Source organism: Vibrio sp. 10N.261.54.E10 (genome assembly GCF_002877735.2).
In the GTDB taxonomy this organism is placed as follows: domain Bacteria; phylum Pseudomonadota; class Gammaproteobacteria; order Enterobacterales; family Vibrionaceae; genus Vibrio; species Vibrio crassostreae_C.
Map to the genome: position 1 here is coordinate 2,061,218 of NZ_MCXE02000001.1, position 25,950 is coordinate 2,087,167.

21 protein-coding genes are annotated in these 25,950 nt (G+C 45.0%); 5 read left to right on the top strand and 16 right to left on the bottom strand.

Features of this window, described 5'->3' with window-relative positions; genetic code table 11:
- Nucleotides 1–23 precede the first annotated feature (23 nt).
- The 5 genes from BCU07_RS08960 to BCU07_RS08980 form a co-directional block, all read right to left on the bottom strand.
- Nucleotides 24–584, bottom strand: a complete 561-nt coding sequence (locus tag BCU07_RS08960; protein WP_017067373.1) for a Slp family lipoprotein — start codon at nucleotides 582–584, stop codon at nucleotides 24–26.
- A gap of 35 nt (nucleotides 585–619) precedes the next feature.
- The gene (locus tag BCU07_RS08965; protein WP_017062378.1) at nucleotides 620–925 is read right to left on the bottom strand and encodes a hypothetical protein; all 306 of its coding nucleotides are present in this window, start codon (nucleotides 923–925) and stop codon (nucleotides 620–622) included.
- Between the two features lie 72 nt (nucleotides 926–997).
- Complete coding sequence (gene tsaB / locus BCU07_RS08970) at nucleotides 998–1,699, bottom strand: tRNA (adenosine(37)-N6)-threonylcarbamoyltransferase complex dimerization subunit type 1 TsaB (RefSeq protein WP_017062379.1); 702 nt, start codon at nucleotides 1,697–1,699, stop codon at nucleotides 998–1,000.
- Between the two features lie 59 nt (nucleotides 1,700–1,758).
- Nucleotides 1,759–3,687 (bottom strand): ATP-dependent DNA helicase, encoded by a 1,929-nt coding sequence (locus tag BCU07_RS08975; protein ID WP_017063417.1) that lies wholly within the window; start codon nucleotides 3,685–3,687, stop codon nucleotides 1,759–1,761.
- Nucleotides 3,688–3,847: 160 nt separating this feature from the next.
- Complete coding sequence (locus tag BCU07_RS08980) at nucleotides 3,848–4,048, bottom strand: hypothetical protein (RefSeq protein WP_017062381.1); 201 nt, start codon at nucleotides 4,046–4,048, stop codon at nucleotides 3,848–3,850.
- A 301-nt stretch (nucleotides 4,049–4,349) separates the two neighbouring features.
- Here BCU07_RS08980 and purU point away from each other — a divergent pair, with 301 nt between their 5' ends.
- The gene (gene purU, locus BCU07_RS08985) at nucleotides 4,350–5,183 is read left to right on the top strand and encodes a formyltetrahydrofolate deformylase (protein ID WP_029235131.1); all 834 of its coding nucleotides are present in this window, start codon (nucleotides 4,350–4,352) and stop codon (nucleotides 5,181–5,183) included.
- Nucleotides 5,184–5,498: 315 nt separating this feature from the next.
- Here purU and BCU07_RS08990 read toward each other — a convergent pair whose 3' ends face one another.
- Nucleotides 5,499–6,095, bottom strand: coding sequence for a VOC family protein (locus BCU07_RS08990; RefSeq protein ID WP_017070298.1), 597 nt, complete (start codon nucleotides 6,093–6,095; stop codon nucleotides 5,499–5,501).
- 347 nt (nucleotides 6,096–6,442) lie between these two features.
- Between BCU07_RS08990 and argS the strand changes: the two genes are divergently transcribed.
- Nucleotides 6,443–8,176 carry an arginine--tRNA ligase gene (argS, locus tag BCU07_RS08995; protein WP_017070297.1) on the top strand — a complete coding sequence of 578 codons (1,734 nt, stop codon included), beginning with the start codon at nucleotides 6,443–6,445 and terminating at the stop codon, nucleotides 8,174–8,176.
- A gap of 405 nt (nucleotides 8,177–8,581) precedes the next feature.
- Complete coding sequence (locus BCU07_RS09000) at nucleotides 8,582–9,010, top strand: HIT domain-containing protein (RefSeq protein WP_102332537.1); 429 nt, start codon at nucleotides 8,582–8,584, stop codon at nucleotides 9,008–9,010.
- A 132-nt stretch (nucleotides 9,011–9,142) separates the two neighbouring features.
- Here BCU07_RS09000 and BCU07_RS09005 read toward each other — a convergent pair whose 3' ends face one another.
- From BCU07_RS09005 to znuA, 5 genes are all read right to left on the bottom strand, one after another.
- Nucleotides 9,143–9,373: a FeoC-like transcriptional regulator gene (locus BCU07_RS09005; RefSeq protein ID WP_017061938.1), complete on the bottom strand. Its 231-nt coding sequence runs from the start codon at nucleotides 9,371–9,373 to the stop codon at nucleotides 9,143–9,145.
- Complete coding sequence (gene feoB / locus BCU07_RS09010) at nucleotides 9,370–11,643, bottom strand: Fe(2+) transporter permease subunit FeoB (protein WP_102428815.1); 2,274 nt, start codon at nucleotides 11,641–11,643, stop codon at nucleotides 9,370–9,372. Before feoB ends, BCU07_RS09005 begins: the two co-directional genes overlap by 4 nt.
- On the bottom strand, nucleotides 11,644–11,865 hold the full coding sequence (locus BCU07_RS09015) for a FeoA family protein (RefSeq protein WP_004734203.1): 222 nt from the start codon (nucleotides 11,863–11,865) through the stop codon (nucleotides 11,644–11,646). It lies immediately after the preceding gene.
- A 685-nt stretch (nucleotides 11,866–12,550) separates the two neighbouring features.
- On the bottom strand, nucleotides 12,551–15,913 hold the full coding sequence (locus tag BCU07_RS09020; protein WP_241910061.1) for a helix-turn-helix domain-containing protein: 3,363 nt from the start codon (nucleotides 15,911–15,913) through the stop codon (nucleotides 12,551–12,553).
- A gap of 269 nt (nucleotides 15,914–16,182) precedes the next feature.
- Complete coding sequence (gene znuA, locus BCU07_RS09025; protein ID WP_017067380.1) at nucleotides 16,183–17,073, bottom strand: zinc ABC transporter substrate-binding protein ZnuA; 891 nt, start codon at nucleotides 17,071–17,073, stop codon at nucleotides 16,183–16,185.
- 83 nt (nucleotides 17,074–17,156) lie between these two features.
- Between znuA and znuC the strand changes: the two genes are divergently transcribed.
- Nucleotides 17,157–17,936: a zinc ABC transporter ATP-binding protein ZnuC gene (znuC, locus tag BCU07_RS09030; protein ID WP_017061943.1), complete on the top strand. Its 780-nt coding sequence runs from the start codon at nucleotides 17,157–17,159 to the stop codon at nucleotides 17,934–17,936.
- Nucleotides 17,936–18,721, top strand: a complete 786-nt coding sequence (gene znuB, locus BCU07_RS09035; protein ID WP_017061944.1) for a zinc ABC transporter permease subunit ZnuB — start codon at nucleotides 17,936–17,938, stop codon at nucleotides 18,719–18,721. Before znuC ends, znuB begins: the two co-directional genes overlap by 1 nt.
- A gap of 114 nt (nucleotides 18,722–18,835) precedes the next feature.
- Here the strand turns inward: znuB and sucD are convergent, their stop codons facing one another.
- The 5 genes from sucD to BCU07_RS09060 form a co-directional block, all read right to left on the bottom strand.
- On the bottom strand, nucleotides 18,836–19,708 hold the full coding sequence (gene sucD / locus BCU07_RS09040) for a succinate--CoA ligase subunit alpha (RefSeq protein WP_017061945.1): 873 nt from the start codon (nucleotides 19,706–19,708) through the stop codon (nucleotides 18,836–18,838).
- Nucleotides 19,708–20,874 (bottom strand): ADP-forming succinate--CoA ligase subunit beta, encoded by a 1,167-nt coding sequence (gene sucC / locus BCU07_RS09045; protein WP_010436793.1) that lies wholly within the window; start codon nucleotides 20,872–20,874, stop codon nucleotides 19,708–19,710. The genes sucD and sucC overlap by 1 nt, the downstream gene beginning before the upstream one ends.
- Before the next feature lie 206 nt (nucleotides 20,875–21,080).
- Nucleotides 21,081–22,289, bottom strand: coding sequence for a 2-oxoglutarate dehydrogenase complex dihydrolipoyllysine-residue succinyltransferase (odhB, locus tag BCU07_RS09050; protein WP_017056410.1), 1,209 nt, complete (start codon nucleotides 22,287–22,289; stop codon nucleotides 21,081–21,083).
- A gap of 21 nt (nucleotides 22,290–22,310) precedes the next feature.
- Nucleotides 22,311–25,127, bottom strand: coding sequence for a 2-oxoglutarate dehydrogenase E1 component (gene sucA / locus BCU07_RS09055; RefSeq protein WP_017061946.1), 2,817 nt, complete (start codon nucleotides 25,125–25,127; stop codon nucleotides 22,311–22,313).
- Nucleotides 25,128–25,224: 97 nt separating this feature from the next.
- On the bottom strand, nucleotides 25,225–25,938 hold the full coding sequence (locus tag BCU07_RS09060) for a succinate dehydrogenase iron-sulfur subunit (RefSeq protein WP_010436773.1): 714 nt from the start codon (nucleotides 25,936–25,938) through the stop codon (nucleotides 25,225–25,227).
- Nucleotides 25,939–25,950: the final 12 nt, after the last annotated feature.

Consider the following 25,950-nt stretch of genomic DNA (forward strand, 5'->3'; position numbering starts at 1 on the left):
GCAATCAACGTCTAAAAAGTTAATTACTCTACGTCCTGTATCACTCGACCTTGTCTTGGCATCGTTTGAAAACTGCGACAATGTAAACTTCTGCACGAGTAGTAGGTTGGTGCAAAATCGTTAACAACAACACGCTCAGTGATGTTCCACAGTCGTTGGTTGTCCACTTTCATCACAGGGAAGATGTAAGGGTATTCCCCTATTTTCCCATCTTCACTTCCGCTTGACTGACCAACCAGTGTAATCAGACGGCCTTCTGCAAAACTTAGAGGCTCAACATACCCTTCAATATAACCAACAAAACGTCCGCTTGGCTCTGCGTCTAGGTCTGGCTTACCGCTACTCGAAATCGGCATATTAGCAACTTCGATTCGAGTCTTATCTTTCAAGTTGGTTACTTTAGAGATAACGCCACCCAATCGAACACTTTTCGCCTCCGGTAGTTGGTCGACCCACTGTTGGTAATCACTAATTACAGGCTCTGATTTTGCTTCAAGTTCGCTAGGAAGTGATGAACACCCGGCAAGTACCAAGACACCAAGAGAAAGGGCTATTAAGCGTAATTTAGAGAGATAATTTGACATGGTTCTGGTCCTTAAACAGGCATTAATAAGAAGCTCTAGATGTAGATATCGACACCGATAAGCTTTGCAAGTTCTTCTTTCTTCGCCTGATTCATTACATCCATATACTCTTCCATAGCCTTACGTCCTCGGCCTTCTGGAAGATCATACTGGATTTGAGCCTTGTGTAGTTCAGACTCTTTAACTTGACGAATAGAGTGAGAAACAGCATTAGCGACCTTAGTCGGTTGCCCAACCGCAGTGCTAGCATCAGATTTTTTTGCCTGCTCCTTCTTTTTAATTCGATTCGGCTTAGACGTGCTGCCTATCGAAGAAGGAGGTAAGTTGTTAATTGATACCATGACTAAATATCTGCCCTCTCAAATCTAAATAATACGCATTTAGACCTAATTTGCATCAGAACCTTGTAAAAATTATTCGCGACCTGGCAGTTTCTTCCAAGTCACTTTGTCACGAAGATAAACTGGCTCAGATTCTTCTGCTGCAACCGCTTTACCTTCTGCGTAAGCAAATTGAGCAAGGAACGCCATATCTTGAGCTTCTGGGAATAGCACTTCACACGCTTTGGTGTTGATCGCAAGTGTATCCATATGCTCGGCATAAGCTTCCCAGCCGGTACCGACTTTCGCCCATATTTCAGAATCTGCTTCTAACTGCGCAGCCAGTTCACTTGGTGGCGTTACACATTCGGCATCAACCGCAGTCCAACGACCATCTTGTTCGCGGCTGTAACGAGCCCAGTACACTTCGCTCATACGCGCATCAATCGCTGTTGCTACATGAGTTTCACCAAATTTACGGTAGCTGCCTTGCGCCATCGCTGCCAGTGTAGAGACACCAATCATTGGTAAATCCGCACCAAAAGCCAAGCCCTGAGCAATACCAATACCAATACGCACACCCGTGAAACTGCCTGGGCCTTGGCCAAACGCGATAGCATCGATATCGGTTAAAGCGACATTCGCTTCTTTCAGTACTTCATCCACCATAGGTAGAATTTTCTTCGTATGGTCTCGAGGAGCCTCTTCGCTACGTGCGAACACCTGGTCACCAATTACTAATGCAACTGAACAGTTTTCAGTTGCGGTATCTACTGCAAGAATTTTCGCGCTCATTTGTGTCTCAAATATTCGTTATCTAATCTAAAAATAATGGCTAAACTCAACAATGCCAATTACTCAGCAGCGGTTGAATGGTCTTTAGCTAAGAATTCTTTAATGACCCCTAAGTCACGTGTACGAGGGATAGGCGGTAAACTCGCCAAAAATATGCCACCGTAATCGCGAGTCACCAATCGGTTATCGCAAATAATCAAAGCACCATTATCGCGCTTGTCACGTATCAATCGGCCGACACCTTGTTTCAAGGTAATCACAGCGTCTGGCAACTGTACTTGTGCAAAAGGATCACCCCCTTTTAGCTTACAGTCCTCGATTCGAGCCTTAAGTAAAGGGTCATCAGGGGCTGTAAAGGGCAATTTATCGATGATAACACAGCTTAATGCGTCGCCCCTAACATCTATCCCCTCCCAGAAAGCACCTGTAGCCACCAGCAATGCGTTACCTAATTCCATGAATTCGGCTAAGGTTTTTTGCTTACTTGTCTCACCTTGCAATAGAACGGGAACCGAGAGGGTTTCACGGAATCGCTCCCCCAACTCTTTCATCATGCTGTGTGAAGTACACAAGAAGAAACAGCGGCCTTGGTTTTGCTCAATCACAGGAGTCAGCATTCTTACTAGCTTATCCGCGAGACCGGGGCTATTCGGTTCTGGAAGATAACGAGGCACACACAAGCGCGCTTGATTCGGATAATCAAACGGGCTCGGCAGTGAAAACTGTGCCGACGGTTTTAACCCTAATCGAGAAGTAAAGTGTTCGAAATCATCCGACACCGCCAAGGTTGCTGAGGTAAACACCCATGCGCCCGGCTTCAGCTCAATCTGTTCGTGGAATTTATCGGCGACAGAAAGCGGTGTGATATGCAGAGCAAAGTGGCGCGGTGTAGTGTCATACCAATACGAATAGCCAGTGATCGACACATCGCACACACGTTCGATACGCGACTTAATCATATTTGCGCGTTCGAAAGCGGTATCTAACAGCTGGCTTCGCCCAAGTGCTAACTTCAATACATCAACAGCAAGTTGCAGAGCATCTTGCAAACGAACTAACTCGCGTGCAATCGACTCGGATTTCAAAGCTTCGCGCCAGTTACCACGAAAGCCGGTATCACCAAGCACAATACGCAGATCGGCTGACGATTGAACGAGCCTATCCCCTACTTTCTGTAGCTGACGCATGTCTTTGGCTTCAGTTCGGTAAGCAATTTCAATGTCTTTGGCTAACTCTTGGATCTGTCGACTGGAAACCGATTGTCCGAAGTACTGGCTGGCGATGTCAGGAAGTTGATGTGCTTCATCGAAAATAAACACGTCAGCTTCAGGTATCAATTCGCCAAATCCGGTTTCTTTGATCGCCAAATCAGCTAGGAAAAGGTGGTGGTTTACGACCACCACATCGGAATCCATCGCTTTTTTACGCGCTTTAAGCACAAAGCAATCGGTATAGCTTGGGCACTCTTTACCCAAGCAATTATCATTGGTCGAGGTAATGGTTGGAATAACCGGGCTGTCTTCAGCGATATCATCACAATCGCCTAAATCACCCGTTTGAGTGGATGACGACCAACTACGAACTTTGACTAACTGAGCCAGCAGCGTTGGATCGGTATGAGCACCATGACTCTCGATCATTTGGCGGCTGAGTCTGTCCAAACACAAATAGTTTGAACGTCCTTTGAGCAACGCAACTTGACCATAAAAGCCAAGCGCATCGACCATCAAGGGTAAATCTCGGTGAAACAGCTGTTCTTGAAGGTTTTTAGACCCCGTACTAATGATGGTTTTCTTGCCACTAAGCAGCGCAGGCACTAGGTAAGCAAACGTCTTACCAGTACCTGTTCCAGCCTCAACAACCAACTGGCTTTGATTTTCAATAGCTTGTGAAACCGCTTCAGCCATGTCTAACTGAGCTTGTCTTGGTTGAAACCCAGGGATAGCTTTGCCCAGAGCGCCATCAGCAGAAAACGTTTTAGATATCATAGAGTACGAAGTTTAGAAAAAGAGAAGGAGAATTATGGCAGGTTTAGTGAGCCGGCGCGAATCAAGAATGACTTCGCACCGGAGGTGTTTGGTTTGGCTTGACGTGGCTTAAGTTACCTTGAAGGTAAGAATTGAAGAAGTAGGAATTAGAGAATCGTTTTTATTTTCGACTGAGATAACGTGATAGCCAAGGAGCACCTTCAAAATGGTTATCACCAGGCTGTATGGCTTTCGCTGCATCGGTTGGTGAGGTCTTACTTTCCCACATTTCATCTAGAACATGACCATCTAATTCGGTACCTCTCGCCAATGAATTCACTCGCTTGCAGTACAGTTTTTTGGCTAGTAACTCTTTATCCATAAGTATCACCTCTATTTTTGGCCAAGGCGTAAATGCCTCGGTTGAAGTTCAAATGCGTACTACGGTCAAAACTTTTAAAAATGAAGCTTCTGCCTGTTTTTCTATCTAAAAACTGATATTTCTATATCAAACAATTTATCAAAGCGATAAATGAGCAGCAGAATTTGTTGAAACCAACTTGATAATAGATTAATTATAACGGTGATATTGCGGCTCAGTTCACCGTTCGACGGCCTGCATTAAATTTGAAGAATCCCGATTTCATATAATAAGTGCAACATTTCATGGAAGTAAGATGCAAATGGAAAGAAAAACTTTACTAACACATTGTACTGATGCCCCCGGCCTCATCTCTAAGATCACCAATATTTGTTATAAGCACCAACTCAATATTATTCACAACAATGAGTTCGTAGATAACACAAGTGGCCACTTCTTTATGCGCACCGAGCTTGAAGGCTATTTCAATGACGAAACCTTACTTGCCGATTTAGATCAAGCCCTGCCACCAAATACGAAACGTAAGCTTGTTGATTCGTCTCGCAAGCGTGTTGTGATACTCGTGACCAAGGAAGCACACTGCCTTGGCGACATTCTAATGAAGAACTTCGATGGCAGCTTAGACGTTGAAATTGCGGCCGTTGTCGGTAACTACGACATTCTACAAAGCCTAACCGAGCGTTTTGACATCCCTTACCACCATGTTTCTCACGAAGGGCTAAACCGTGAAGAACATGAGAAGAAGATGCTAGAAGTGATTGACCAGTACGAGGCGGATTACCTTGTTTTGGCTAAGTACATGCGAGTGCTGACACCAGGTTTTGTTGAAAAATACCACCACAAGATCATCAATATCCACCACAGCTTCTTGCCAGCATTTATTGGCGCGAAGCCATACCAACAAGCGTATGAGCGCGGCGTGAAGATCATTGGCGCAACGGCACACTTTGTGACGAATGATTTGGATGAAGGTCCAATCATCAAGCAAGATGTTATCCCTGTGGATCACAACTTCAGCGCGAAAGACATGGCACAAGCCGGTCGTGACGTAGAGAAGAATGTATTAAGTAAGGCGTTAAACAAGGTGATCAATGATCATGTGTTTGTTTACGGCAACAAGACTGTAATTCTGTAAATCGGATATTCGATTTCCGGTAAGACTTCCAGTTAGAACCCAATAAAAAACGCGCAATAGGGAAAGCCCATCGCGCGTTTTTTGTATCTGATGATCAGACTCGCTTTGAGAGATTCCCGACTACGCTCCTTCGTCGCTATCGGGAATGACGAACTCGGTGATGAACCTTCGAGCTATAGGCTCTAACATACGCTCTCGAACGCTCAGTCTGTCACTATCCAAAGATAGACTCTGGAAAATTTCATCGAACACCCCGTCATTCCGACGAGCCAAGGCGAGATCAGGAATCTCTTTCCTAGCAACTCTCTATTCAAATTAAGCCTGTTCTGATTCCACAATCTTCTTCAAAGAGTGTGGATGCAGCTTGATGCAAATCCCTTGATGTTTAAAAGCCACTGTTGGGTTATTCAAGCGTTCACCCTCGCCTTTCGGGCTAGAGAGTTTGATCTTAACGCCTTGCTCACCCAGCGTTTCAAAGTTAGCAGCGAACTGCGGGTAAGTTTCTTTAAGATCCGCTAGATACTCATCAGCTGTTTGGGCATGAGAAGGAATCACAAACTCTACATGTTCCCAATCTTGGCTTGGGTAAATCTTACCTTCTGCTGGATATGGCAGCTCCAAACATTCAATTTTCCAGCCAAGGCTTTGCAAGGGTTCATCGAAAGCCAACACCACAATTGGACGACCATTAATCATCGCCTCAGAAATCATAGAGCCGTACTCAGACCACGCTTGATGGGCAGATTTCGCTAGCTCAGTGTCATTGATTCGCAGCGCAATATGATCCGCTTGAGCAAAGCTTAAATCCAAACCTAATGTATTTCCTAGGCTCTCGATTTTTGCCATAAAAGTATCAAGGCGGGCGATCATTTGTTGTGGTTCTAGTTCAGCTTGCTTCAGGCTCATCATCATTGTCTGTGTTCTCCAAATAATGGCTGCATGTTATCAGTTTTGCCTTTTGCAACAAGCGTTGCTTTTACAAAAAACACTCAATAACTATGTTCTTTTCGCTCCTTAAACATGCAAACGCGTCTTGCTAAAAGTCGATTGTCAAAAACCACTCAGGAAATGTTAATTTTCTATCAATTCGACCTATAAGAAACCGCACAAAATTGGTATGATTACCGCCATTTCTGTGAACTTAAACAGAGTCTGCTGCTGATTTTGGCATTAAATCGTTAACTAGAAGCATAATTAACCAATTTAATGACCAAGAATTAACGGCCACTCTTATCATCCTTGAATTGAAGGAAACGCGTGTGAATATCCAAGCACTTATTAATGACAAAGTATCTCAGGCTCTAGAAGCCGCTGGCGCACCTGCAGGCTCTCCTGCTGCTGTTCGTCAATCTGCAAAACCACAGTTTGGTGACTACCAAGCAAACGGCGTTATGGGCGTTGCTAAACGACTAGGCACTAACCCACGAGAATTTGCTCAAAAAGTATTGGACGTTCTAAACCTAGACGGTATCGCGTCTAAAGTTGAAATCGCAGGTCCGGGTTTCCTAAACATCTTCCTAGATGAAGCTTTCCTAGCCAAACAAGCAGACGCAGCATTGGCTGACTCTCGCCTTGGTGTTGCCGTTGCTGAAACGCAAACTATTGTTGCGGATTACTCTGCGCCAAACGTTGCTAAAGAAATGCACGTTGGTCACCTACGTTCAACTATCATCGGTGATGCAGTAGTTCGTACTCTAGAATTTCTAGGCCACAACGTTATCCGCGCTAACCACATCGGTGACTGGGGTACTCAATTCGGTATGCTTATCGCAAACCTTGAGCGCGTTCAGGCTGAGTCTGGTGAAGTTTCAATGGAACTTGCTGACCTTGAAGGCTTCTACCGTGAATCTAAAAAGCTCTACGATGAAGACGAAGAGTTCGCAGTTAAAGCACGTGGCTACGTTGTTAAACTGCAAAGCGGCGACGAGTTCTGCGCAGAGATGTGGAAGAAGCTTGTTGACGTAACAATGATTCAAAACCAACGCAACTACGATCGTCTAAACGTGTCTCTAACACGTGATGACGTAATGGGCGAAAGCATGTACAACCACATGCTTCCAACTATTGTTGCGGACCTGAAAGAGCAAGGTCTTGCTAAAGAAGATGACGGCGCACAAGTTGTATTCCTAGACGAATACAAAAACAAAGATGGTGACCCAATGGGCGTTATCATCCAGAAACGCGACGGCGGCTTCCTTTACACAACAACCGACATTGCTTGTGCAAAATACCGTTTTGAAGAACTAGGCGCAGACCGCGTTCTTTACTTCATCGACTCACGTCAACACCAGCACCTAATGCAAGCTTGGACTATCGTTCGTAAAGCAGGTTACATCCCAGAATCTGTTTCTCTTGAGCACCACGCATTCGGCATGATGCTAGGTAAAGACGGTAAACCATTCAAGACTCGTGCAGGCGGTACTGTTCGTCTTGCTGATCTTCTTGATGAAGCCGAAGTTCGTGCAGCGCAGCTAATCGAATCTAAGAACCCAGAACTAGCAGAAGACGAGAAGAAAGCGATCGCGAACACTGTTGCTATGGCAGCGGTTAAGTACGCAGACCTTTCTAAGCACCGCACTACTGACTACGTGTTCGATTGGGACAACATGCTTGCATTCGAAGGCAACACAGCACCATACATGCAGTACGCATACACTCGTGTTGCTTCTGTATTTGCTAAAGCTGGCATTTCTATGGACTCGCTTGAAGGTGAAATCAAAATCACTGAAGAGAAAGAGAAAGCGCTTATCGCGAAACTTCTACAGTTTGAAGAAGCAGTACAGTCTGTTGCTCGTGAAGGTCAACCACACATCATGTGTAGCTACCTATTCGAACTAGCTGGTCAATTCTCTAGCTTCTACGAAGCTTGCCCTATCCTAGTTGCTGAAGACAAAGCTGTTAAGCAGAGCCGTCTGAAGCTTGCTGCACTAACAGCGAAGACGATCAAGCAAGGTCTATCGCTTCTAGGTATCGACACTCTAGAGCGCATGTAAGCGATTCGAGATTCGAGATTCGAGATTCGAGATTCGAGATTCGAGATTCGAGATTCGAGATTCGAGATTCGAGAAAATTAGAAAGGTTGACGTGAAAGCGTCAACCTTTTTTTTGTCTGGAGGTTTGTTTACTCGATTATTTAAGCGATTAGCTAACCTACACAGCAAGAGATCTCCTATTACGCTCATTCGTCGCTCTAGGAGATGACGAGAATAGGTGTAGTGAATCCAAGACAACATCAATGATGCGCCATCAAACCACACCAAATCGTTATCCCTCTTCTCACCATCATTCCCTACAGTGAGGGACGAACGTGATAGGGAATCCGCTTATTGAGAACGTAAGCCCTAGCCACATTCAAACTCCGACCTTATACTCATGTAAAACAATTAATTGGAAAGATCATGAGCTTCGAACTTCACCCGCAACTTGCGAAAGACACCACACTTATCGGCGAATTTCCACTGAGCTTAACCCTGCTACACAAAGATAACGCAGTGCCTTGGGTTATCTTGGTACCAAAACGTGCCAACCTAAAAGAGTTGCACCACTTACCAATGAAAGAGCAACAGCAGTTCCTACATGAATCTCAGGCGGTAAGCCAAGCATTAGAAGCAACGTTCCAACCAGACAAATTGAACCTTGGTGCGCTGGGTAATATGGTGCCACAACTGCACATCCACCATATTGCACGCTTCAAAGACGACATTGCTTGGCCCGGCCCAGTATGGGGTAATACAAAAGGCGAACAGCGCAGTGAAGAAGATCAAGCCGCTATCCTGACTCGTATCCAAAACGTTCTGTCACTGAGCTCTATCTTCAAGAAAGCATAATTCGAGTTCATCTCATTGAGCTTTAAAGCAAAACACTTCAGAAAAGACACATAACAAAAAGCCGCTCATCTTAGATAAGCGGCTTTGTCATTTTCTAATCTCGCCTTTTTCAACGAGAGTCTGAAGACCGAACTACATCATCACGTTAAGCGACAAACCATCTTGTTTGCTGATGGTGTAGCGAATACGCGTTGTATGACCATGCTTATTCGTATCGACCAAGCGAGAAACTTTCCCTTTCTTGACCCAAACACTCAGCATCGCATCGACGCCATCTTCACTCATGCCAAACTTTGCAGCGAGCTCTTTACGAGCCGCAACGCCGTGGCTATCAATGTATTGATGAAGTTCAGTTAAAATCATACTACTTGCACCTCTAGTGCTTTCTGCTTACTGCCCACTTTCTTGAAGACGCGATACGTCACCACAAAACCACCAGCAATCGCCACCATCCATACTGCACTTGTCACAGGATGCGCAGCAAAGTTTGCCGCTTGGTAGTAGAAAGTCGCACCAAAGTAACCAAGAGCCATCGTCCAAACCGCGATGAAGCGTGCAAACGTCTGACCAAATTCACGAACATAAGCACCCATCGCGGCCACACAAGGCGTGTAAAGCAGGATAAGAATCAAGTAAGCGAATGCCGCATGACCAGATACAAACTTGTCTTTCAAGTTACCAAAGATAGAGGTATCGACTTCTTGGTCAGCTGCTACAGAATTAGAGTCAGACAAGTCGCCAACTTCAATACCTAATGGATCTGAGTAGCTCAATCCGGCTAGGTTTTCAGGGATCGTCATTACCGCTTCTTGCAGGCTTGCTGCTAAGTCAAACTCAGCTGCTTCTTCATCAGAAGGCGTTGTATATAGGCTATTTAATGTACCAACAACGGCTTCTTTAGCGAAAATACCTGTGATGATACCAACCGTTGCAGGCCAGTTCTCTTCAGTAATACCAATTGGTTGGAATACAGGTGTTACAACTTGAGCTGCTCTAGACAGTACTGAGTTTTCGCTATCTTCGTTACCAAAGCTGCCGTCCATACCTAGAGAGTTTAGGAAGCTAAGAATAGCCACAACCATCACGATTGTTTTACCTGCACCAAGTACGAAACGCTTCAGCTTCTGCCAAGTTTTCAACATTACGTTTTGCACTGTCGGCAATTCGTAATCTGGCATTTCCATCACTAAGCTATCACTGCTACCTGGGTAGATCGTGTTTTTCAGGAACAAACCCGTAAATACAGAAGCAACGATACCCATGATGTACAGAGCGAATACTACGTTTTGTCCTGCACCTGGGAAGAACGCCGCCGCGAACAGTGCGTATACCGGTAAACGAGCACCACATGACATAAACGGCGCCATTGATGCTGCTAGTTTACGTTCGCGCTCTTGGTCAAGAGTACGAGTTGCCATGATTGAAGGCACGTTACAACCAAAGCCCAGTACAAGTGGGACAAATGCTTTACCCGGTAAACCAATCTTCTGCATCACTTTATCAAGTACAAATGCAGCACGAGCCATGTAGCCTGAGCTTTCTAGTACCGCTAAGAATAGGTAAAGCGCTGCGATAACAGGAATAAAGGTCGCAACCGTTTGGATACCGCCGCCAATACCATCAGCAAGTACAGTGACTAACCAAACTGGTAAATGGCCATCTAATAAGTGGTGTCCACCATCAACTAATATTGCTCCAACACCAATATCGAAGAAGTCGATAAACGCACTACCGATATTGATAGAGAACATGAACATTAGGTACATGATAACGAAGAAGAAAGGAATACCGACCCATTTGTTCAAAATGAATTGGTCTGCTTTCTCTGTAAAGTTACGGCTTAGTTTGCCTTCGCTGCGACGAACACGTTTACAAAGGTCATGTAAGAAAGTGTATTTAGCGTCAGCAACAGCAAGGTCAATATCGAAATCGGCACCAAGACGCACGCTATCAATTTGAGTGCGAGTTTGTGGGGCTAAACCATTCAATACCAAGTAATCATTTTCTAAAGCACGAATCGCTAGCGCTCGGTGAGATACGTCAGCATCATCAAATAGTGACTCAACAGAAGGGATAAGAGCTTCTAACGCGGCATCGTAATCAATAGAGATAGGGTCAAGGCTCACACCTTGCACAAGCAGTTTATGCAGACGCTCTTTAAAGCGAACCACTTGACCTTTATCGTTTGCAGACAAGCTTAGAACTGGGCAACCTAGCTCTTTCTCTAGTGCTTTAAGGTTAATCACCTGACGTTCGCGCTTTAATACATCCATTTTGTTCAACACAACGATCATTGGGCGACCCAACTCACGCAGCTGTAATGTCATATATAAGCTTCGTTCTAGACAGCTAGCGTCGACAACATTGATGATCACATCTGCTGGGTGAGTTAAAACAGCGCGAGACGCGATAGACTCATCGATGCTGTTCGCATCATTACCACTGTCTAGTGCGTAGATACCCGGTAAATCCGTTAGTTGAAACTGATCACCAGCGTGCGAGTATAAACCCGTCTTCTTTTCAACAGTGACACCAACCCAGTTACCAACGTGCTGCTTAGCACCAGTCAGTGCGTTGAACAGTGTTGTTTTACCACTATTCGGGTTACCAACGGTAAGAACTTGATAATCCATTTAGATAACCTCGATTTGTTCTGCAATGCTTTCACGAATGGCGATAGAAACACCTCTCACTTCAACTTGAAGCGGATCACCCATAGGTGCACGGCGGATAAGCGTCACCTCGGTTTTTGGCAACATACCCATGACCATAAGTTTCTTCCTTACGTCTGGTGTTAAACCTGTTAGTGCAACAATAGAAGCCGCCTTTCCTTGCTCTAGTTGTGAGAGTTTCATAAGTACCCAATTCGTGACTGATAATGAGAAAGATTGTTATTAACGCTATGATACACATACATGCCCACAATTCTATTGTGTGAAATCAATGTTTTCGAAAATACATACTCGTAAGTTTCGTTAAAAACGTTTACGTCAAAAACGTTACTTTCAACAACTAGCGAGAACTACCTCACTAGTACAAACCCTCCCAAACAAAAACAAATCATTAATTATCAATCACTTGAGACAATGTCGGTTTTCTCATAGGTATCTGTCGTTAATTTTATAAGTAAAATAAGTAGCTGGACGTATAGTTACTCCATCGAAGAGAAACTACTTCTCTTTAATTTTATTCCAGAGGTGATATGGCTTTGCTATATCACTCCGGCAGCAAGCGAAGGTGTCGTTGGCACCCGTGGTATAGTCCCCCCGGCTATGCCACGATATTTTTTTTCTTCCCTTTGTTTTATCCCAACAACCTTTTTAAACTCCCCATTTATCTCGTATCTCGTATCTCGTATCTCGTATCTCGTATCTCGTATCTCGTATCTCGTATCTCGTATCTCGTATCTCGTATCTCGTATCTCGTATCTCGTATCTCGTATCTCGTATCTCGTATCTCGTAGAAGCATAAGAAAGCCCCAACACGAATGTCGAGGCTAAAGTATCTTTATTTATGTTCTAGCTGAGTATCCGCTGCGTGCTACTCTTCGTTGTTTTCAGCAAACTTAGATGGTGACATGCCAAAGTGGTGCTTAAACCTTTGACTGAAATAGGAAGGGTCATTGAACCCCGAATCAAACGCCACATCAGAGATCTTCTCTCCAGCGAGTAAGCGCTCACACGCATGCTCTAGACGTACTTCATTCAAGTGCTCTTTGAAGGTCTTGTTGTAAGCCGATTTAAAGCGTCTCTGTAAGCTTCTCTCAGACATAAACAAATACTTAGCGGCAGTTGCAGTACTGAACTCGGCATCAGCGTAGTTTTCACTCACAAGCTGCGACACTCTGTTCTTCCACTCTTGTTCCGCTGTCAGTTTTTGTTGCTCTGGTGTTGAGGCGGCAAGCTTAATGGTTTCAATCTGTTCAATTGTGCTGGCTTCGAGATTGTCGAGTACTTGATACTCAATTGGCCACGAAAGCTGAACCTTATTTTGAGACTCCGAAACAAAGGCATTAAGCTCGCCACCGCTCTGATTCATCAATAGCGGCAGCTTTTCGATGTTAAGGTCGGTCGACTTTCCGGTATTGTCACCCATGCTTGATGCCAGTTTAGGGAAAGGCATGCCATGATCTCGAATGGTTACAACAAGATGCTCCTTAACCTCTTCAACCAGAACCACCATACTCTGCGACTTAAAGTTTCTCTTGATGATGCTCCCGACCAAGCTATTGAAGATAATATCGAGATTAAAATACAGCAACGAGACATATCGTTGTTTTGTTTCGACTTTAATATCCAGTTCAATACCGGCTTTGGTTAAGTCATCCTGCCAAGCTTTGAGTACCACCTCTAAGATTAAAATTATATCGTAACAAACTTGCCCTTCTCCTTGAGGCGTATTACTCAATTGAGCTAAGCCATTTTTCAAGGTTAGAATCGGCGACTTCCCGAGCTCGTCATTCCAATTCGGGAGCATCGCAGCAATATGATTCACTTCAGAAGAGAGTTCATTGGCAGTGTGAGACACAAGCGCATTCTTCACGGATAGCTGCTTTTTAAGCTGTTGATTAGTGGCGAGTAATATCCGGCTTTGGTGCCTCAATTGGTCTGTCTTCAGTGCAACTTGCGCTTTTAAGTGCCGGTTGGCAAAAGTGACATAACGCGAACGCCAAAAGACTAAGATAGTCACAACGCCAATCAGTAATATCAGAGAGCTTGCTGCAGCCCAATTGGTCAGATACCAAGGCTCCGCAATCGAGAAGCTTTGATTGGTTGACACAAAGCGATAATGGGAGTCTTTAACCGGCTTCACTTCAAGTGTGTAATCCCCTGGAAGAAGATGATCGAGCGTTAACAAGCCCCCTTCAAACTCACTCCAAGGTTCATCGTCGCTCAGTCGGTATTCCATCGCAGGTGCGAACGTTGCTGGTAAGATACCTAGCTTAAACCCCATCGATGAACCATAAGGAATCTCATCCAGCTCTGCCGTTTTCCCGCCAAGTGATACCGTTTGTTGGTCGACACTTATCTTACTCAACAAGGCACGGCTATGAGGTGTAGTTGATACCAGTAACTCGTTAGATAACGCGCTGACTACACCATACTTTGAGCCGAAAACAAGCCTCGAAGGTTGGCTATCTTGACTGTAAAAAAGAGCACACGCTCCTGCCGCCAGTTCATTGGTGATCAAACCAAATGGCGAACCTATGTGTTTATGCAGTTGCCCATCCAATCCGTAATAACTGATGCCTTTCGAAGAGCCTAACCAAACACCATTGTCATCGCTTATCAGGCAGTTGGGGCTAATATTGTCTTCAACAAGAGTGATTTCTTGAATAATAGAGCTGTCATCCGGGATTCGATACACGCCATAACTGCTCGCAAACCACTGCGCTCCATCCTTCGCTTTTTCAATATCGACGACTTTGCCAAACCGTTCGCTGGAACGACTAAAGCTAATTCGTTTATCAATGAACGAGTAGAAGCCATGATCCGTTCCTATATAGATGCGACCTAGCAAGCCTACATTGAGAGCGGTGATCTTCGCAGGCAAGAACTTGTCGACTAACCAGTCAGTGCCATAACTCGTCAGTTTCATGGTTTCGATAGATAACGAATAGAGGTTTTGCCCAGAGGTCATCCAAAGAACGTTATCGGCTTGAAGCGCAAGGTTTTCAACACGCACTCCCTCAATTGGCCTTGGTAAATCAAGGGCTTCGGGTTGTAGTGTTTCCGTATTTAGACTGATGATACCTTGCTCGGTCGCCAACCAAATGGAAGAGCCAAAGATCTCAAAATCATTAACAGGGTTAGAGTAAACACGAATTGGGTTCTCTTCACTTTCAGAATCAACCAAGTAGAGCCCCATTGAAGACGCGACCCAAGATAACTGGTCACTGACAGGCAGTACTTTATTGATCACCACACTACTCGAATGCATGCCCATTCCAGTTAGGGGTGTTCTCGAGAAGGTTTTGCTGAACAGTGAGAAGTATCGGATACCGTTGTTTGTCGCAACCCACATACCACCAGCATGATCGTTTATCAACGAATATATTTTCTCACCCGGTAACGAGAAGTCTTGACTAGCGGCTTGTTCGAATCGAGTAATTTGTCCCGTAATAAAGTTGTAGCTAATAAGGCCGTGCTCTGTACCAATCCAATACTGGTCCGAAGTTTCGGCCAACGAGAGAACATGCGACCCTTTAACGATGGTCTCTTTGTCTGGGTTCGCGAGATCAACAATCACAGCACCATTTAAAGTACCGATCACTAACTCACGTCGAGCATTCGAAAAATAAACCGTCTCAATATGGTTTTTGTCTGATGCGGTGACATGGGTAAACTCTTGATTCTCTGAAAGGTAAACGCCAGAACTGGTCGCTAGCACCCACTTTGATAGTACCCACTCAGCGTCGTTAATCGCAATGTCACTGCTGTTATTGTATCGGTACAGTTTAAGTAGAGAGTAGGTGTTGAATTCTAAAGATTGAGTGTTGTAGGTATAGAAATTACTGCCGTCAGTAACCCAAATATAATCGCCTGATGCACCGATATTCGCTATTTCAGCGCCGGGACTTAGGCTAAACGCCAATTCGTTGCCAATTCCAGGGTTATGTCGATAGACCTCATTGTCGAAAAATGTCCAAAACTCATCGTTCAGAAAGGCGACTCTTTCCGAAGAAAATTGCAGTAAGCTTCCCTTGCGAGGGAATAGAGTTCGACCATCGTAAAAGAGTACTTTTCCATGCACATCATGAACCCAGAGCCCACCTCCGGCACCTAAATACAAGTTTTTAGCCGCAAGGAAATTCCCTTGCGCTTGAGCGGGCAAAGGATAGAAAACGGAGGGCGAGGTATTTACCGCTAGAACGCTAAATGAAATGCTCATTAACATGAACATTTTGAAGATAATTCGATACAACTCTTAATCCTGAACAGCAACAACACATGAAATTTTGGGTACCACAACGTCTTATCGTTGCTAAACCAAAAACTGAGTTTTTTTGTGCTTATTATTATCTTTCCATTTTAGCGGAAATTAGAAAAGGAGAAAGGAGGTTTGTTATTTGTTAGGAGGTTTTATCTTAGCGGTCACGAAAATGCCGCAAAAAGCGGCATGATTCATAAATTAACGAGAGCAAAGTAGAGTAAAGAATACTCGTTTATGACTTACTTCTCGTCTAAGCAACTTGTATAGCTATCTGTAAGTTGCTGAAGAAAATCGAAATAGCTTCCACTCTTCACTTCAACTGTTGAACCGATAGGGTCAAGCTGACCTTGTTTTGCGTTACTTCCGCGCGTCACTGATTCAATCACAGCAGGAGTGAATTGAGGCTCAGAAAACACACATTGAACGTTTTCACGTACTATCGTTTTCTTAATAGCGATCAGGCTTTTTGCACCCGGCTTACGCTCTGGGCTCACCGTAAAGTGACCTAAGTTATTTAGCTCAAACTCTTGCTCAAAGTAACCATACGCGTCATGAAAAACGTAGTAACCTTTGTCTTTCACGGGTGCAAGTTGCTCTCGAATAGACTGTTGCTTCTCTTTCAATGCAATCAGGAATGAATCGAGATTCTCTTGGTACGCCATTGCGTTGTCTGGATCAGATTCAATCAACTTAGCTGAGATGTATTTTGCAGCTACTTCAACTTGCTCGATACCTAACCAAAAATGCGGGTCATGGCTACCGTGGTGGTGCCCTTCATGTGCATCGTGGTCATGCTCTTCGTGTCCGAACTCTCGCAAGTTGATTCCGGGAATATCACTGATCTTGATAACATTTTCTTTTGAACCAATCACCTTAGTCAGAAAGGCTTCTAGGTCAGGGCCGAACCAGATGACCATATCGGCACTATGAACTTTTTTGACATCCGATGGCTTAAGCGCATAATCATGCGGCGAAGCATTGCTGTTCATCAACACATCCGGCTCACTAACGCCTTGCGTTAATTCTGTCACAATCATTTGAATTGGTTTAAAGCTTGTTAGAATAGTATTGGCACTTGCGACACTTGGCGCTAAAAGCAAAGTAGCAAGTATAAAAGATGAACGTGACATAATCCCTCGATAATAGAAAAGTAGCTTAGGCTTGAGGTAAATGTTACATTATAACATTAGCGAATTGCAAATGAGTTCTATTCATGGATAACTTAATCCAACTAGATTCTGTGAGCGTCGAATTTGACGGTCGAAAAGTTCTAGACAACATCTCTCTAAATTTAGAGCGCGGCAGAATCACCACCCTGATTGGGCCAAACGGTGCAGGAAAGTCGACATTAGTAAAAGTGGTACTGGGTTTACAGACCAAATTTTCAGGCACAATAACAAAAGCTAAAAAACTGAAAATTGGCTATGTACCACAAAAATTAAAGCTCAATGATTCCCTACCGCTCAACGTAGAGCGTTTTCTAAAACTCACTGGCAATTTCAGTCAGCAAGAGATCCTTGAAGCATTGAAGCTTGTTGGTGCTGAACATCTGCAGAAGAGTAACATGCACCAGCTATCTGGCGGAGAAAACCAACGTGTGCTCATTGCTCGTTCATTGCTAAGAAGACCAGATCTACTGGTTCTCGATGAACCGGCTCAAGGCGTCGACGTTCAAGGGCAAATAGACCTGTATGACTTGATTGACACCATTCGCCACCGCTTTGGTTGTGCCGTATTTATGGTTTCACACGATCTGCATTTAGTGATGGCAAAAACAGACGATGTTATCTGTTTACACCACCACATCTGTTGCTCAGGCGCACCTGCAGACATCAAACACCATCCTTCGTATATTGCGCTCTTTGGCACCGCGACCCAAGAGACGCTAGCGTTTTATCATCACCAACACGAACATCACCATCATGATCTCGCAGGCCAGCCTGTCGAAGGCGACGTGCATGAATGTTCAAACCATAAACACGGACACCACTAATGCTTGAGTTTCTTCTTCCCTCTATTTTGGCGGGTTTGGGTATTGCACTAATTGCAGGCCCACTAGGTTCATTCGTGGTGTGGCGTAAGATGGCTTACTTTGGTGACACGCTTGCTCACGCTTCTTTGATGGGCTTAGCACTTGGCTTTCTGTTCAACATTAACTTGTATTTCGCGCTGCTGATTTGTTGTTTGATGCTGGCCGTGTTGCTAGTGACTTTACAAAAACAAAAGCTGGTCGCGACCGATACCCTACTCGGTATTTTGGCGCACAGTGCGCTATCACTTGGTTTGGTTGCTGTCAGTTTCTTAGATAACGTTCGTGTTGACCTAATGAGCTACCTATTTGGTGACTTGCTGGCAGTATCTCCAACGGATTTAGTGTTCATCTATGCGGGTGCTGCTGTGATTGGATTAGTACTTGCTATCTTTTGGCGACCACTACTATCAACGACGGTTAACGAAGATCTCGCGGCGGTTGATGGCATCAACATTGATTTAATGCGTCTGATTCTGATGCTATTGGTCGGTATCGTGATTGCTGTCGGTATGAAGTTTGTTGGTGCGTTAATCATGACATCGCTACTGATTATTCCTGCAGCAACGGCAAGGAAGTTCTCGAGCACACCTGAGCAGATGGCCTTCCTTGCATCAATTATTGGCTCTATCGCTGTATTCGGTGGATTAAGCTTGTCTTGGTTCTATGATACGCCTGCTGGCCCGTCTGTGGTTATCAGTGCGGCAGCAATGTTTATGCTATCTCAAATGGTTAGAAGTCGAGCTTAGCACTTAGCAGTACGATCTCGTATCTCGAAAACATAAAAAAAGGCTTGGTCAGTGACCAAGCCTTTTTAATATCGTTTCAATTAACTTCTATCTCAATCGATAAAAGCCAGCTGATTACCAACCCGTGATTTCACGTAGGCCTTTACCGATGTCAGCAAGAGACTTAACAGTCTTAACGCCTGCTGCTTCTAGTGCTGCGAATTTATCTTCAGCAGTACCTTTACCGCCAGAGATGATTGCGCCTGCGTGGCCCATACGTTTGCCCGGAGGAGCAGTAACACCAGCGATGTAAGATACAACTGGCTTAGTTACGTTTGCTTTGATGAAATCAGCCGCTTCTTCTTCCGCAGTACCACCGATTTCACCAATCATTACGATTGCTTCAGTTTCTGGGTCTTCTTGGAAAAGTTTCAAGATATCAATGAAGTTTGAACCTGGGATAGGGTCACCACCGATACCAACACATGTAGACTGACCAAAGCCTTCATCTGTTGTTTGCTTAACTGCTTCGTATGTCAGAGTACCGCTGCGAGATACGATACCTACTTTACCCTTCTTGTGGATGTGACCAGGCATGATACCAATCTTACACTCGTCTGGAGTGATAAGACCTGGACAGTTAGGACCGATCATGCGAACGCCAGTTTCTTCTAGCTTCACTTTAACGTCGATCATATCTGTTGTAGGGATACCTTCAGTGATCGTTACGATCAGTTCGATACCTGCATCAATCGCTTCTAGGATTGCATCTTTACAGAAAGGAGCTGGTACGTAGATAACTGTTGCTGTTGCGCCAGTTACTTCTACCGCTTCACGTACTGTGTTGAATACTGGAAGGCCTAGGTGAGTTTGACCACCTTTACCAGGTGAAACACCACCAACCATTTGCGTACCGTATGCGATAGCTTGGTCTGAGTGGAATGTACCTTGACCGCCAGTGAAACCCTGACAGATTACTTTAGTGTCTTTGTTAATTAATACAGACATTATTTAGCCTCCGCAGCAGCAACAACTTTCTGAGCAGCATCTGTTAGAGATTCAGCTGCAATGATATCAACATCAGAATTAGCAAGTACTTCGCGACCTAGGTCTGCGTTTGTACCTTCTAGACGAACAACTACAGGAACTGTTACGCCGACTTCTTTAACTGCACCGATAATACCTTCAGCGATCATGTCACAACGAACGATGCCACCGAAAATGTTTACGAGTACTGCTTTAACATTGTCATCAGAAAGGATGATCTTGAATGCTTCAGCTACACGTTCTTTTGTCGCGCCGCCGCCTACATCAAGGAAGTTTGCTGGCTTGCCGCCGTGTAGGTTTACGATATCCATCGTACCCATCGCAAGGCCTGCACCGTTAACCATACAGCCAACGTTACCATCTAGTGCTACGTAGTTCAGTTCCCACTGTGCTGCGTGTGCTTCGCGCTCATCTTCTTGAGATGGATCGTGCATTTCACGTAGTTTAGGCTGACGGTACATCGCGTTTGAGTCGATGTTGATCTTGCCGTCTAGACAAAGCAGGTTGCCTTCGCCAGTAATGACAAGCGGGTTGATTTCTAGTAGAGCTAGGTCGTACTGAGAGAACATTTGGCCAAGACCCATGAAGATCTTAACGAACTGTTTGATTTGATCGCCAACTAGACCAAGTTTGAACGCCAGTTCACGGCCTTGGTAAGCTTGAGGGCCTACTAGAGGATCGATCGCTGATTGGTGAATCAACTCTGGAGTTTCTTCAGCGATTTTCTCAATGTCCACACCGCCTTCAGTTGACGCCATGAATACAATTTTACGCGTTGCGCGGTCAACAACAGCACCTAGGTAAAGTTCGTTAGCAATGTTTGATGCTTCTTCAACTAGGATCTTAGTTACAGGCTGACCATTAGCGTCTGTTTGGTAAGTCACTAGGTTTTTACCTAGCCACTTTTGTGCAAACTCTTTAACGCCTTCTTTGGTGTCATGTAGCTCTACGCCGCCCGCTTTACCGCGGCCACCAGCGTGTACTTGACACTTAACGACTTTCTTGGCTGTACTGATACGACCTGCAGCTTCGAAAGCTTCTTGTGCAGTATCACATGCGAAACCTTCTGGTACAGGCAAACCGAATTCTGCAAACAGCTGTTTGGCTTGGTATTCATGCAAATTCATTTTGATATTCCGTTTATTTTCCCTTAAGGGATTATTATTTCCATAACGACACAGTTTCCTGTGTTACGTCTGTAGGGTCTTCTCAAAACAACTGCTGTCCATTTTCTAATGGCTTTACAGTTCAATTGAAGGCCAGACGTTGAGCAGCCTAGCCTTTGAAACTTTTTACGTCTAGCTAACGGGGTTAACTAGACGTTTTAGCGATACTAAACGTCTAATAGCAGACGTGCAGGATCTTCTAGAAGCTCTTTGATGGTCACTAGGAAGCCAACTGATTCACGGCCATCGATTAGACGGTGGTCGTAAGAAAGCGCTAGGTACATCATTGGTAGAATCTCTACCTTGCCATCAACAGCCATTGGACGGTCTTGGATTTTGTGCATACCCAAAATTGCCGCTTGAGGCGGGTTGATGATTGGCGTAGACATTAGAGAACCAAATACACCACCGTTTGTGATAGTGAAGTTGCCGCCCATCAGTTCATCAACCGTTAGCTTGCCGTCACGACCTTTGATTGCTAGCTCTTTGATGCCTTTTTCGATATCAGCGAAACCTAGTGTGTCACAGTCTTTGAGTACTGGAGTCACTAGACCACGTGGCGTAGATACCGCCATGCTGATGTCGAAGTAGTTGTGGTAAACGATATCTGTACCATCAATAGAAGCGTTCACTTCTGGGAAACGTTTTAGCGCTTCTGTTACTGCTTTCACGTAGAAAGACATGAAGCCAAGACGCGTGTCGTGACGCTTCTCGAATTGGTCTTTGTACTGCTTACGAAGGTCCATGATTGGCTTCATGTTCACTTCGTTGAAAGTAGTCAGCATTGCTGTGCTGTTTTTCGCTTCTAGAAGACGGTTTGCAACTGTCTTACGCAAGCGAGTCATAGGCACGCGTTTTTGGCTGCGAGCCGCTGCTGGCGCTTCAACTGCTGGTGCAGATGCTGCTGCCGGAGCCGCTTTCGCTGCTGCTAGGTGTGCGTCGATGTCTTCACGAGTAATACGACCACCAACACCAGTGCCTTTAACGTCAGCTGGTTGTAGGTTGTGCTCAGCAAGCAGGCGACGAACAGCTGGGCTTAGTGCGTCGTTGTTCTCTTCTGTTAGCGCAGCTTTATGGCGCTTATCAGGAGATGCTTCTGTATCTTCAGTGGTGTCTTTCGTTGGTTCACCAGCGACAGCACCCGGCTTGATTTTAGCCAAAAGCTGCTTAGAAAGTACCGTAGCACCCTCTTCTTCGATGATAGCTTCCAGAACACCCGCTTCAGGAGCCGGTACTTCTAGAACTACTTTATCTGTTTCGATATCTACAATGACTTCATCACGTGCAACCGCTTCGCCCGGTTTTTTGTGCCAAGTAGCAACTGTTGCATCAGCCACAGATTCAGGTAAATCTGGAACCAGAATTTCAATTGTCATGTGCGTATTTTCCTTTTACTTCTAGTTCTTAAGTAGGGTCAAAGCGTCGTCAACTAACGCTTTTTGTTGTTTCAAGTGTACTGACATATAGCCAACAGCTGGTGATGCTGATGCAGGACGACCTGCGTATTGAATATCAGCGCCTACTGGGATAGCAGCTCGGAAATTATGTTGGCTACTGTACCAAGCACCTTGGTTTTGTGGCTCTTCTTGACACCAAACGTAATCGACTACATTTGTGTACTGTGCGATGGCAGCTCTCACGTCCTCATAAGGGAACGGGTAAAGTTGCTCAATACGTACAATAGCGACATCGTCTTGCTCGTTCTTACGTCTTTGGTCAAGCAGGTCAAAGTAAACCTTACCTGAACAGAACACGACGCGTTTTACGTTCTCAGGAGCCAGATCATCAATTTCTGCGATAGCTGGTTGGAACGTGCCTTCTGCCAAATCTTCAAGAGAAGAAGTACACAGAGGGTGACGAAGCAATGACTTAGGTGACATTACAATCAGTGGACGACGCATTGGTCGAACAACCTGACGGCGAATCATGTGGTAAACCTGAGCTGGTGTTGAAGGAACAACAACCTGCATGTTTTGTTCAGCACATAACTGAAGGTAACGCTCAAGACGTGCAGAAGAGTGCTCTGGGCCTTGGCCTTCATAACCGTGAGGAAGCAGCATAGTTAGACCACATAGACGTGCCCACTTTTGCTCACCTGATGAAATGAATTGGTCGATAACAACTTGTGCACCGTTTGCGAAGTCACCAAATTGAGCTTCCCAAAGGGTTAGACCGCTTGGCTCTGCTGTCGCGTAACCATACTCAAATGCGAGTACCGCTTCTTCAGATAACACAGAGTCAAACACTTGGAATGGCCCTTGTTTATCATGAATGTTCGCAAGAGGAACATACGTGCTTGCATCTGATTGATTGTGCAGTACTGAGTGACGGTGGAAGAACGTACCACGACCTGAATCTTGGCCTGAGATACGAATACGCTTACCGTCGTCAACAAGTGTTGCGTATGCCAGAGTTTCAGCCATACCCCAATCGACTTGTTTCTCACCATTCACCATGGCAGTACGATCGTTGTACAGTTTATTTACTCGGCTTTGCAGCTTGTGGCTGTCCGGGTATTGACAAAGTTTGGTACCAAGCTCTTTCAGGCGCTCGATATCAATCTTGTTATCCCACTCGATGTTCCAGTCGTGACCTAGGTAAGGAGACCAGTCTACTGAGTGAAGTGCCATTGGACGCCACTCTTTAACCACAACTTCACCGTGATCAAGTGCATCACGATATTCGTTAACTAGCTGAGTTGCTGTATCAATACCAAACTCACCGCGCTCCATTAGCACGTCAGCGTAAAGCTTACGTGGTGTTGGGTGCTTCTTGATTTTTTGGTACATCAAAGGCTGTGTTGCATTCGGCTCATCGGCTTCATTGTGACCGTGGCGACGGTAACAAACCAAATCAATAACAACATCACGCTTAAACGTATTACGGTAATCCAATGCAAGACGCGCAACAAACGCAACCGCTTCTGGATCATCAGAGTTAACGTGGAAAATCGGAGCCTGAACCATCTTCGCGATATCGGTACAGTACATCGTAGAGCGTGTATCGCGAGGGTTAGACGTTGTAAAACCAACTTGGTTGTTTACAACGATACGAACCGTACCACCTACACAGAAACCACGAGCTTGAGACATGTTAAACGTCTCTTGTACTACACCCTGACCAGCGATAGCTGAGTCACCGTGGATAGTAATTGGAAGTACACGGCTACCATCATTATCACCAAGGCGATCTTGACGTGCACGTACTGAACCGATAACTACCGGGTTTACGATTTCTAAGTGAGATGGGTTAAATGCTAGTGCTAAGTGAACGTTGCCGCCTGGCGTTGCGAAGTCCGCAGAGAAGCCTTGGTGGTATTTCACATCACCAGTACCCCACGTGTCATCGTGCTTGCCCGCAAACTCGTCAAACAGGTCTTGTGGCTTTTTACCAAGCACGTTGACCAACATGTTTAGACGACCACGGTGAGCCATACCAACAACAACTTCACGCATGCCTTGTCCGCCAGCATGACGAATAATTTCTTTCGTCATTGGGATAAGAGCATCACCACCTTCCAACGAGAAGCGTTTTGCGCCTGGGAATTTCGCACCAAGATAGCGCTCAAGACCTTCAGCAGCAGTTAGCTCTTCTAGGAAAGCTTGCTTTTCTTCTTTGTTGAAAGAGGGTTGACCAGATACAGACTCTAAACGTTGTTGGATCCAACGCTTTTGCTCTGTATTTGTCATGTGCATGTATTCAGCACCAATAGAGCCACAATACGTTTGCTTTAGAGATTTGTAGAGATCTTTAAGCACCATCGTCTCTTGGCCAATGGCGTAAGAGCCGACGTTGAACGTCTCATTGAGGTCATCTTCGGTAAGAGTGTGGAAAGAAGGGTCCAGTTCATCAACTGTCGCTCTTTTCCATAAACCTAGGGGGTCTAGATTTGCTGCTTGATGCCCTCGGAATCGATAGGCATTAATAAGTTGCAGAACCTTTACTTGTTTCGCATCGACATCTGGATCACTAACTTGGACACTGTAATGCTTTGTTTCTTGAGCGAGTCGACGGAAGTATTCACGAACACGAGAGTGTGGTTGTTCCACTGTCTCTGAAGCTTGCACAGGCAGTTCTTCAAAAACACTTCTCCATTCGTCACTTACCGAATCTGGGTCACTTAGATACAGTTCATAGAGTTCTTCTACGTACGTTGCATTGGCGCCAGCCAAGTGTGAAGACTCGAGCCATGCCTTCATCACGCCGTTGTGCATATTTTCCCTTAACCAGTAGTTTTCACGTTTGCTGCGGTCTATGCCGAGCTATTAAAAGGCCGCCCCAAAACTTCTAGGGCGGCAATTTTTATATAACTTAAACCGAACGATTCACTAGCATGGTCTTGATGTGACCAATAGCTTTCGTCGGATTTAATCCCTTAGGACAAACACTTACACAATTCATGATGCCATGGCAACGAAAAACGCTAAATGCATCATCAAGATCGGACAAACGTTCGTCTGTCGCTGTATCTCGGCTATCAATTAGCCAACGGTACGCTGCAAGCAGGCCTGCTGGTCCGATGAATTTGTCAGGGTTCCACCAGAATGATGGGCATGACGTTGTACAACATGCACACATGATACATTCGTACAATCCATCTAAATGAGCACGCTCATCAGGGCTTTGTAAGTTTTCACGAGCCGGTGGCACATTGCCATCAGACACTAAGAATGGCTTCACTTTTTCGTAGTTATCGTAGAACTGAGTCATGTCTACAATCAGGTCACGAACAACGGGTAAGCCAGGCAGTGGGCGAATCACAATCTTGTCTTGGCCCGAAAGCGCAGACAATGGCGTGATACACGCTAGGCCATTTTTACCGTTCATGTTCAAACCATCCGAGCCACATACACCTTCACGGCATGAGCGACGGAATGAGATTGTTGGATCTTGCTCTTTCAACAGAATAAGCGCATCCAAAAGCATCATGTCTGAACCTTCATCCACTTCTAGAGTGTATTCCTTCATATAAGGTTTCTGGTCGACATCTGGATTGTAACGATATAAAGAGAAATTCAGTTTCATGGTCATATCTCC

What these genes read in the sequence shown, in the direction of transcription:
- BCU07_RS08960 (WP_017067373.1), bottom strand. Translation starts at nt 584, where the DNA reads ATGTCAAATTATCTCTCTAAATTACGCTTAATAGCCCTTTCTCTTGGT.
- BCU07_RS08965 (WP_017062378.1), bottom strand. Translation starts at nt 925, where the DNA reads ATGGTATCAATTAACAACTTACCTCCTTCTTCGATAGGCAGCACGTCT.
- tsaB (WP_017062379.1), bottom strand. Translation starts at nt 1,699, where the DNA reads ATGAGCGCGAAAATTCTTGCAGTAGATACCGCAACTGAAAACTGTTCA.
- BCU07_RS08975 (WP_017063417.1), bottom strand. Translation starts at nt 3,687, where the DNA reads ATGATATCTAAAACGTTTTCTGCTGATGGCGCTCTGGGCAAAGCTATC.
- BCU07_RS08980 (WP_017062381.1), bottom strand. Translation starts at nt 4,048, where the DNA reads ATGGATAAAGAGTTACTAGCCAAAAAACTGTACTGCAAGCGAGTGAAT.
- purU (WP_029235131.1), top strand. Translation starts at nt 4,350, where the DNA reads ATGGAAAGAAAAACTTTACTAACACATTGTACTGATGCCCCCGGCCTC.
- BCU07_RS08990 (WP_017070298.1), bottom strand. Translation starts at nt 6,095, where the DNA reads ATGATGATGAGCCTGAAGCAAGCTGAACTAGAACCACAACAAATGATC.
- BCU07_RS09000 (WP_102332537.1), top strand. Translation starts at nt 8,582, where the DNA reads ATGAGCTTCGAACTTCACCCGCAACTTGCGAAAGACACCACACTTATC.
- BCU07_RS09005 (WP_017061938.1), bottom strand. Translation starts at nt 9,373, where the DNA reads ATGATTTTAACTGAACTTCATCAATACATTGATAGCCACGGCGTTGCG.
- feoB (WP_102428815.1), bottom strand. Translation starts at nt 11,643, where the DNA reads ATGGATTATCAAGTTCTTACCGTTGGTAACCCGAATAGTGGTAAAACA.
- BCU07_RS09015 (WP_004734203.1), bottom strand. Translation starts at nt 11,865, where the DNA reads ATGAAACTCTCACAACTAGAGCAAGGAAAGGCGGCTTCTATTGTTGCA.
- BCU07_RS09020 (WP_241910061.1), bottom strand. Translation starts at nt 15,913, where the DNA reads ATGTTCATGTTAATGAGCATTTCATTTAGCGTTCTAGCGGTAAATACC.
- znuA (WP_017067380.1), bottom strand. Translation starts at nt 17,073, where the DNA reads ATGTCACGTTCATCTTTTATACTTGCTACTTTGCTTTTAGCGCCAAGT.
- znuC (WP_017061943.1), top strand. Translation starts at nt 17,157, where the DNA reads ATGGATAACTTAATCCAACTAGATTCTGTGAGCGTCGAATTTGACGGT.
- znuB (WP_017061944.1), top strand. Translation starts at nt 17,936, where the DNA reads ATGCTTGAGTTTCTTCTTCCCTCTATTTTGGCGGGTTTGGGTATTGCA.
- sucD (WP_017061945.1), bottom strand. Translation starts at nt 19,708, where the DNA reads ATGTCTGTATTAATTAACAAAGACACTAAAGTAATCTGTCAGGGTTTC.
- sucC (WP_010436793.1), bottom strand. Translation starts at nt 20,874, where the DNA reads ATGAATTTGCATGAATACCAAGCCAAACAGCTGTTTGCAGAATTCGGT.
- odhB (WP_017056410.1), bottom strand. Translation starts at nt 22,289, where the DNA reads ATGACAATTGAAATTCTGGTTCCAGATTTACCTGAATCTGTGGCTGAT.
- sucA (WP_017061946.1), bottom strand. Translation starts at nt 25,127, where the DNA reads ATGCACAACGGCGTGATGAAGGCATGGCTCGAGTCTTCACACTTGGCT.
- BCU07_RS09060 (WP_010436773.1), bottom strand. Translation starts at nt 25,938, where the DNA reads ATGAAACTGAATTTCTCTTTATATCGTTACAATCCAGATGTCGACCAG.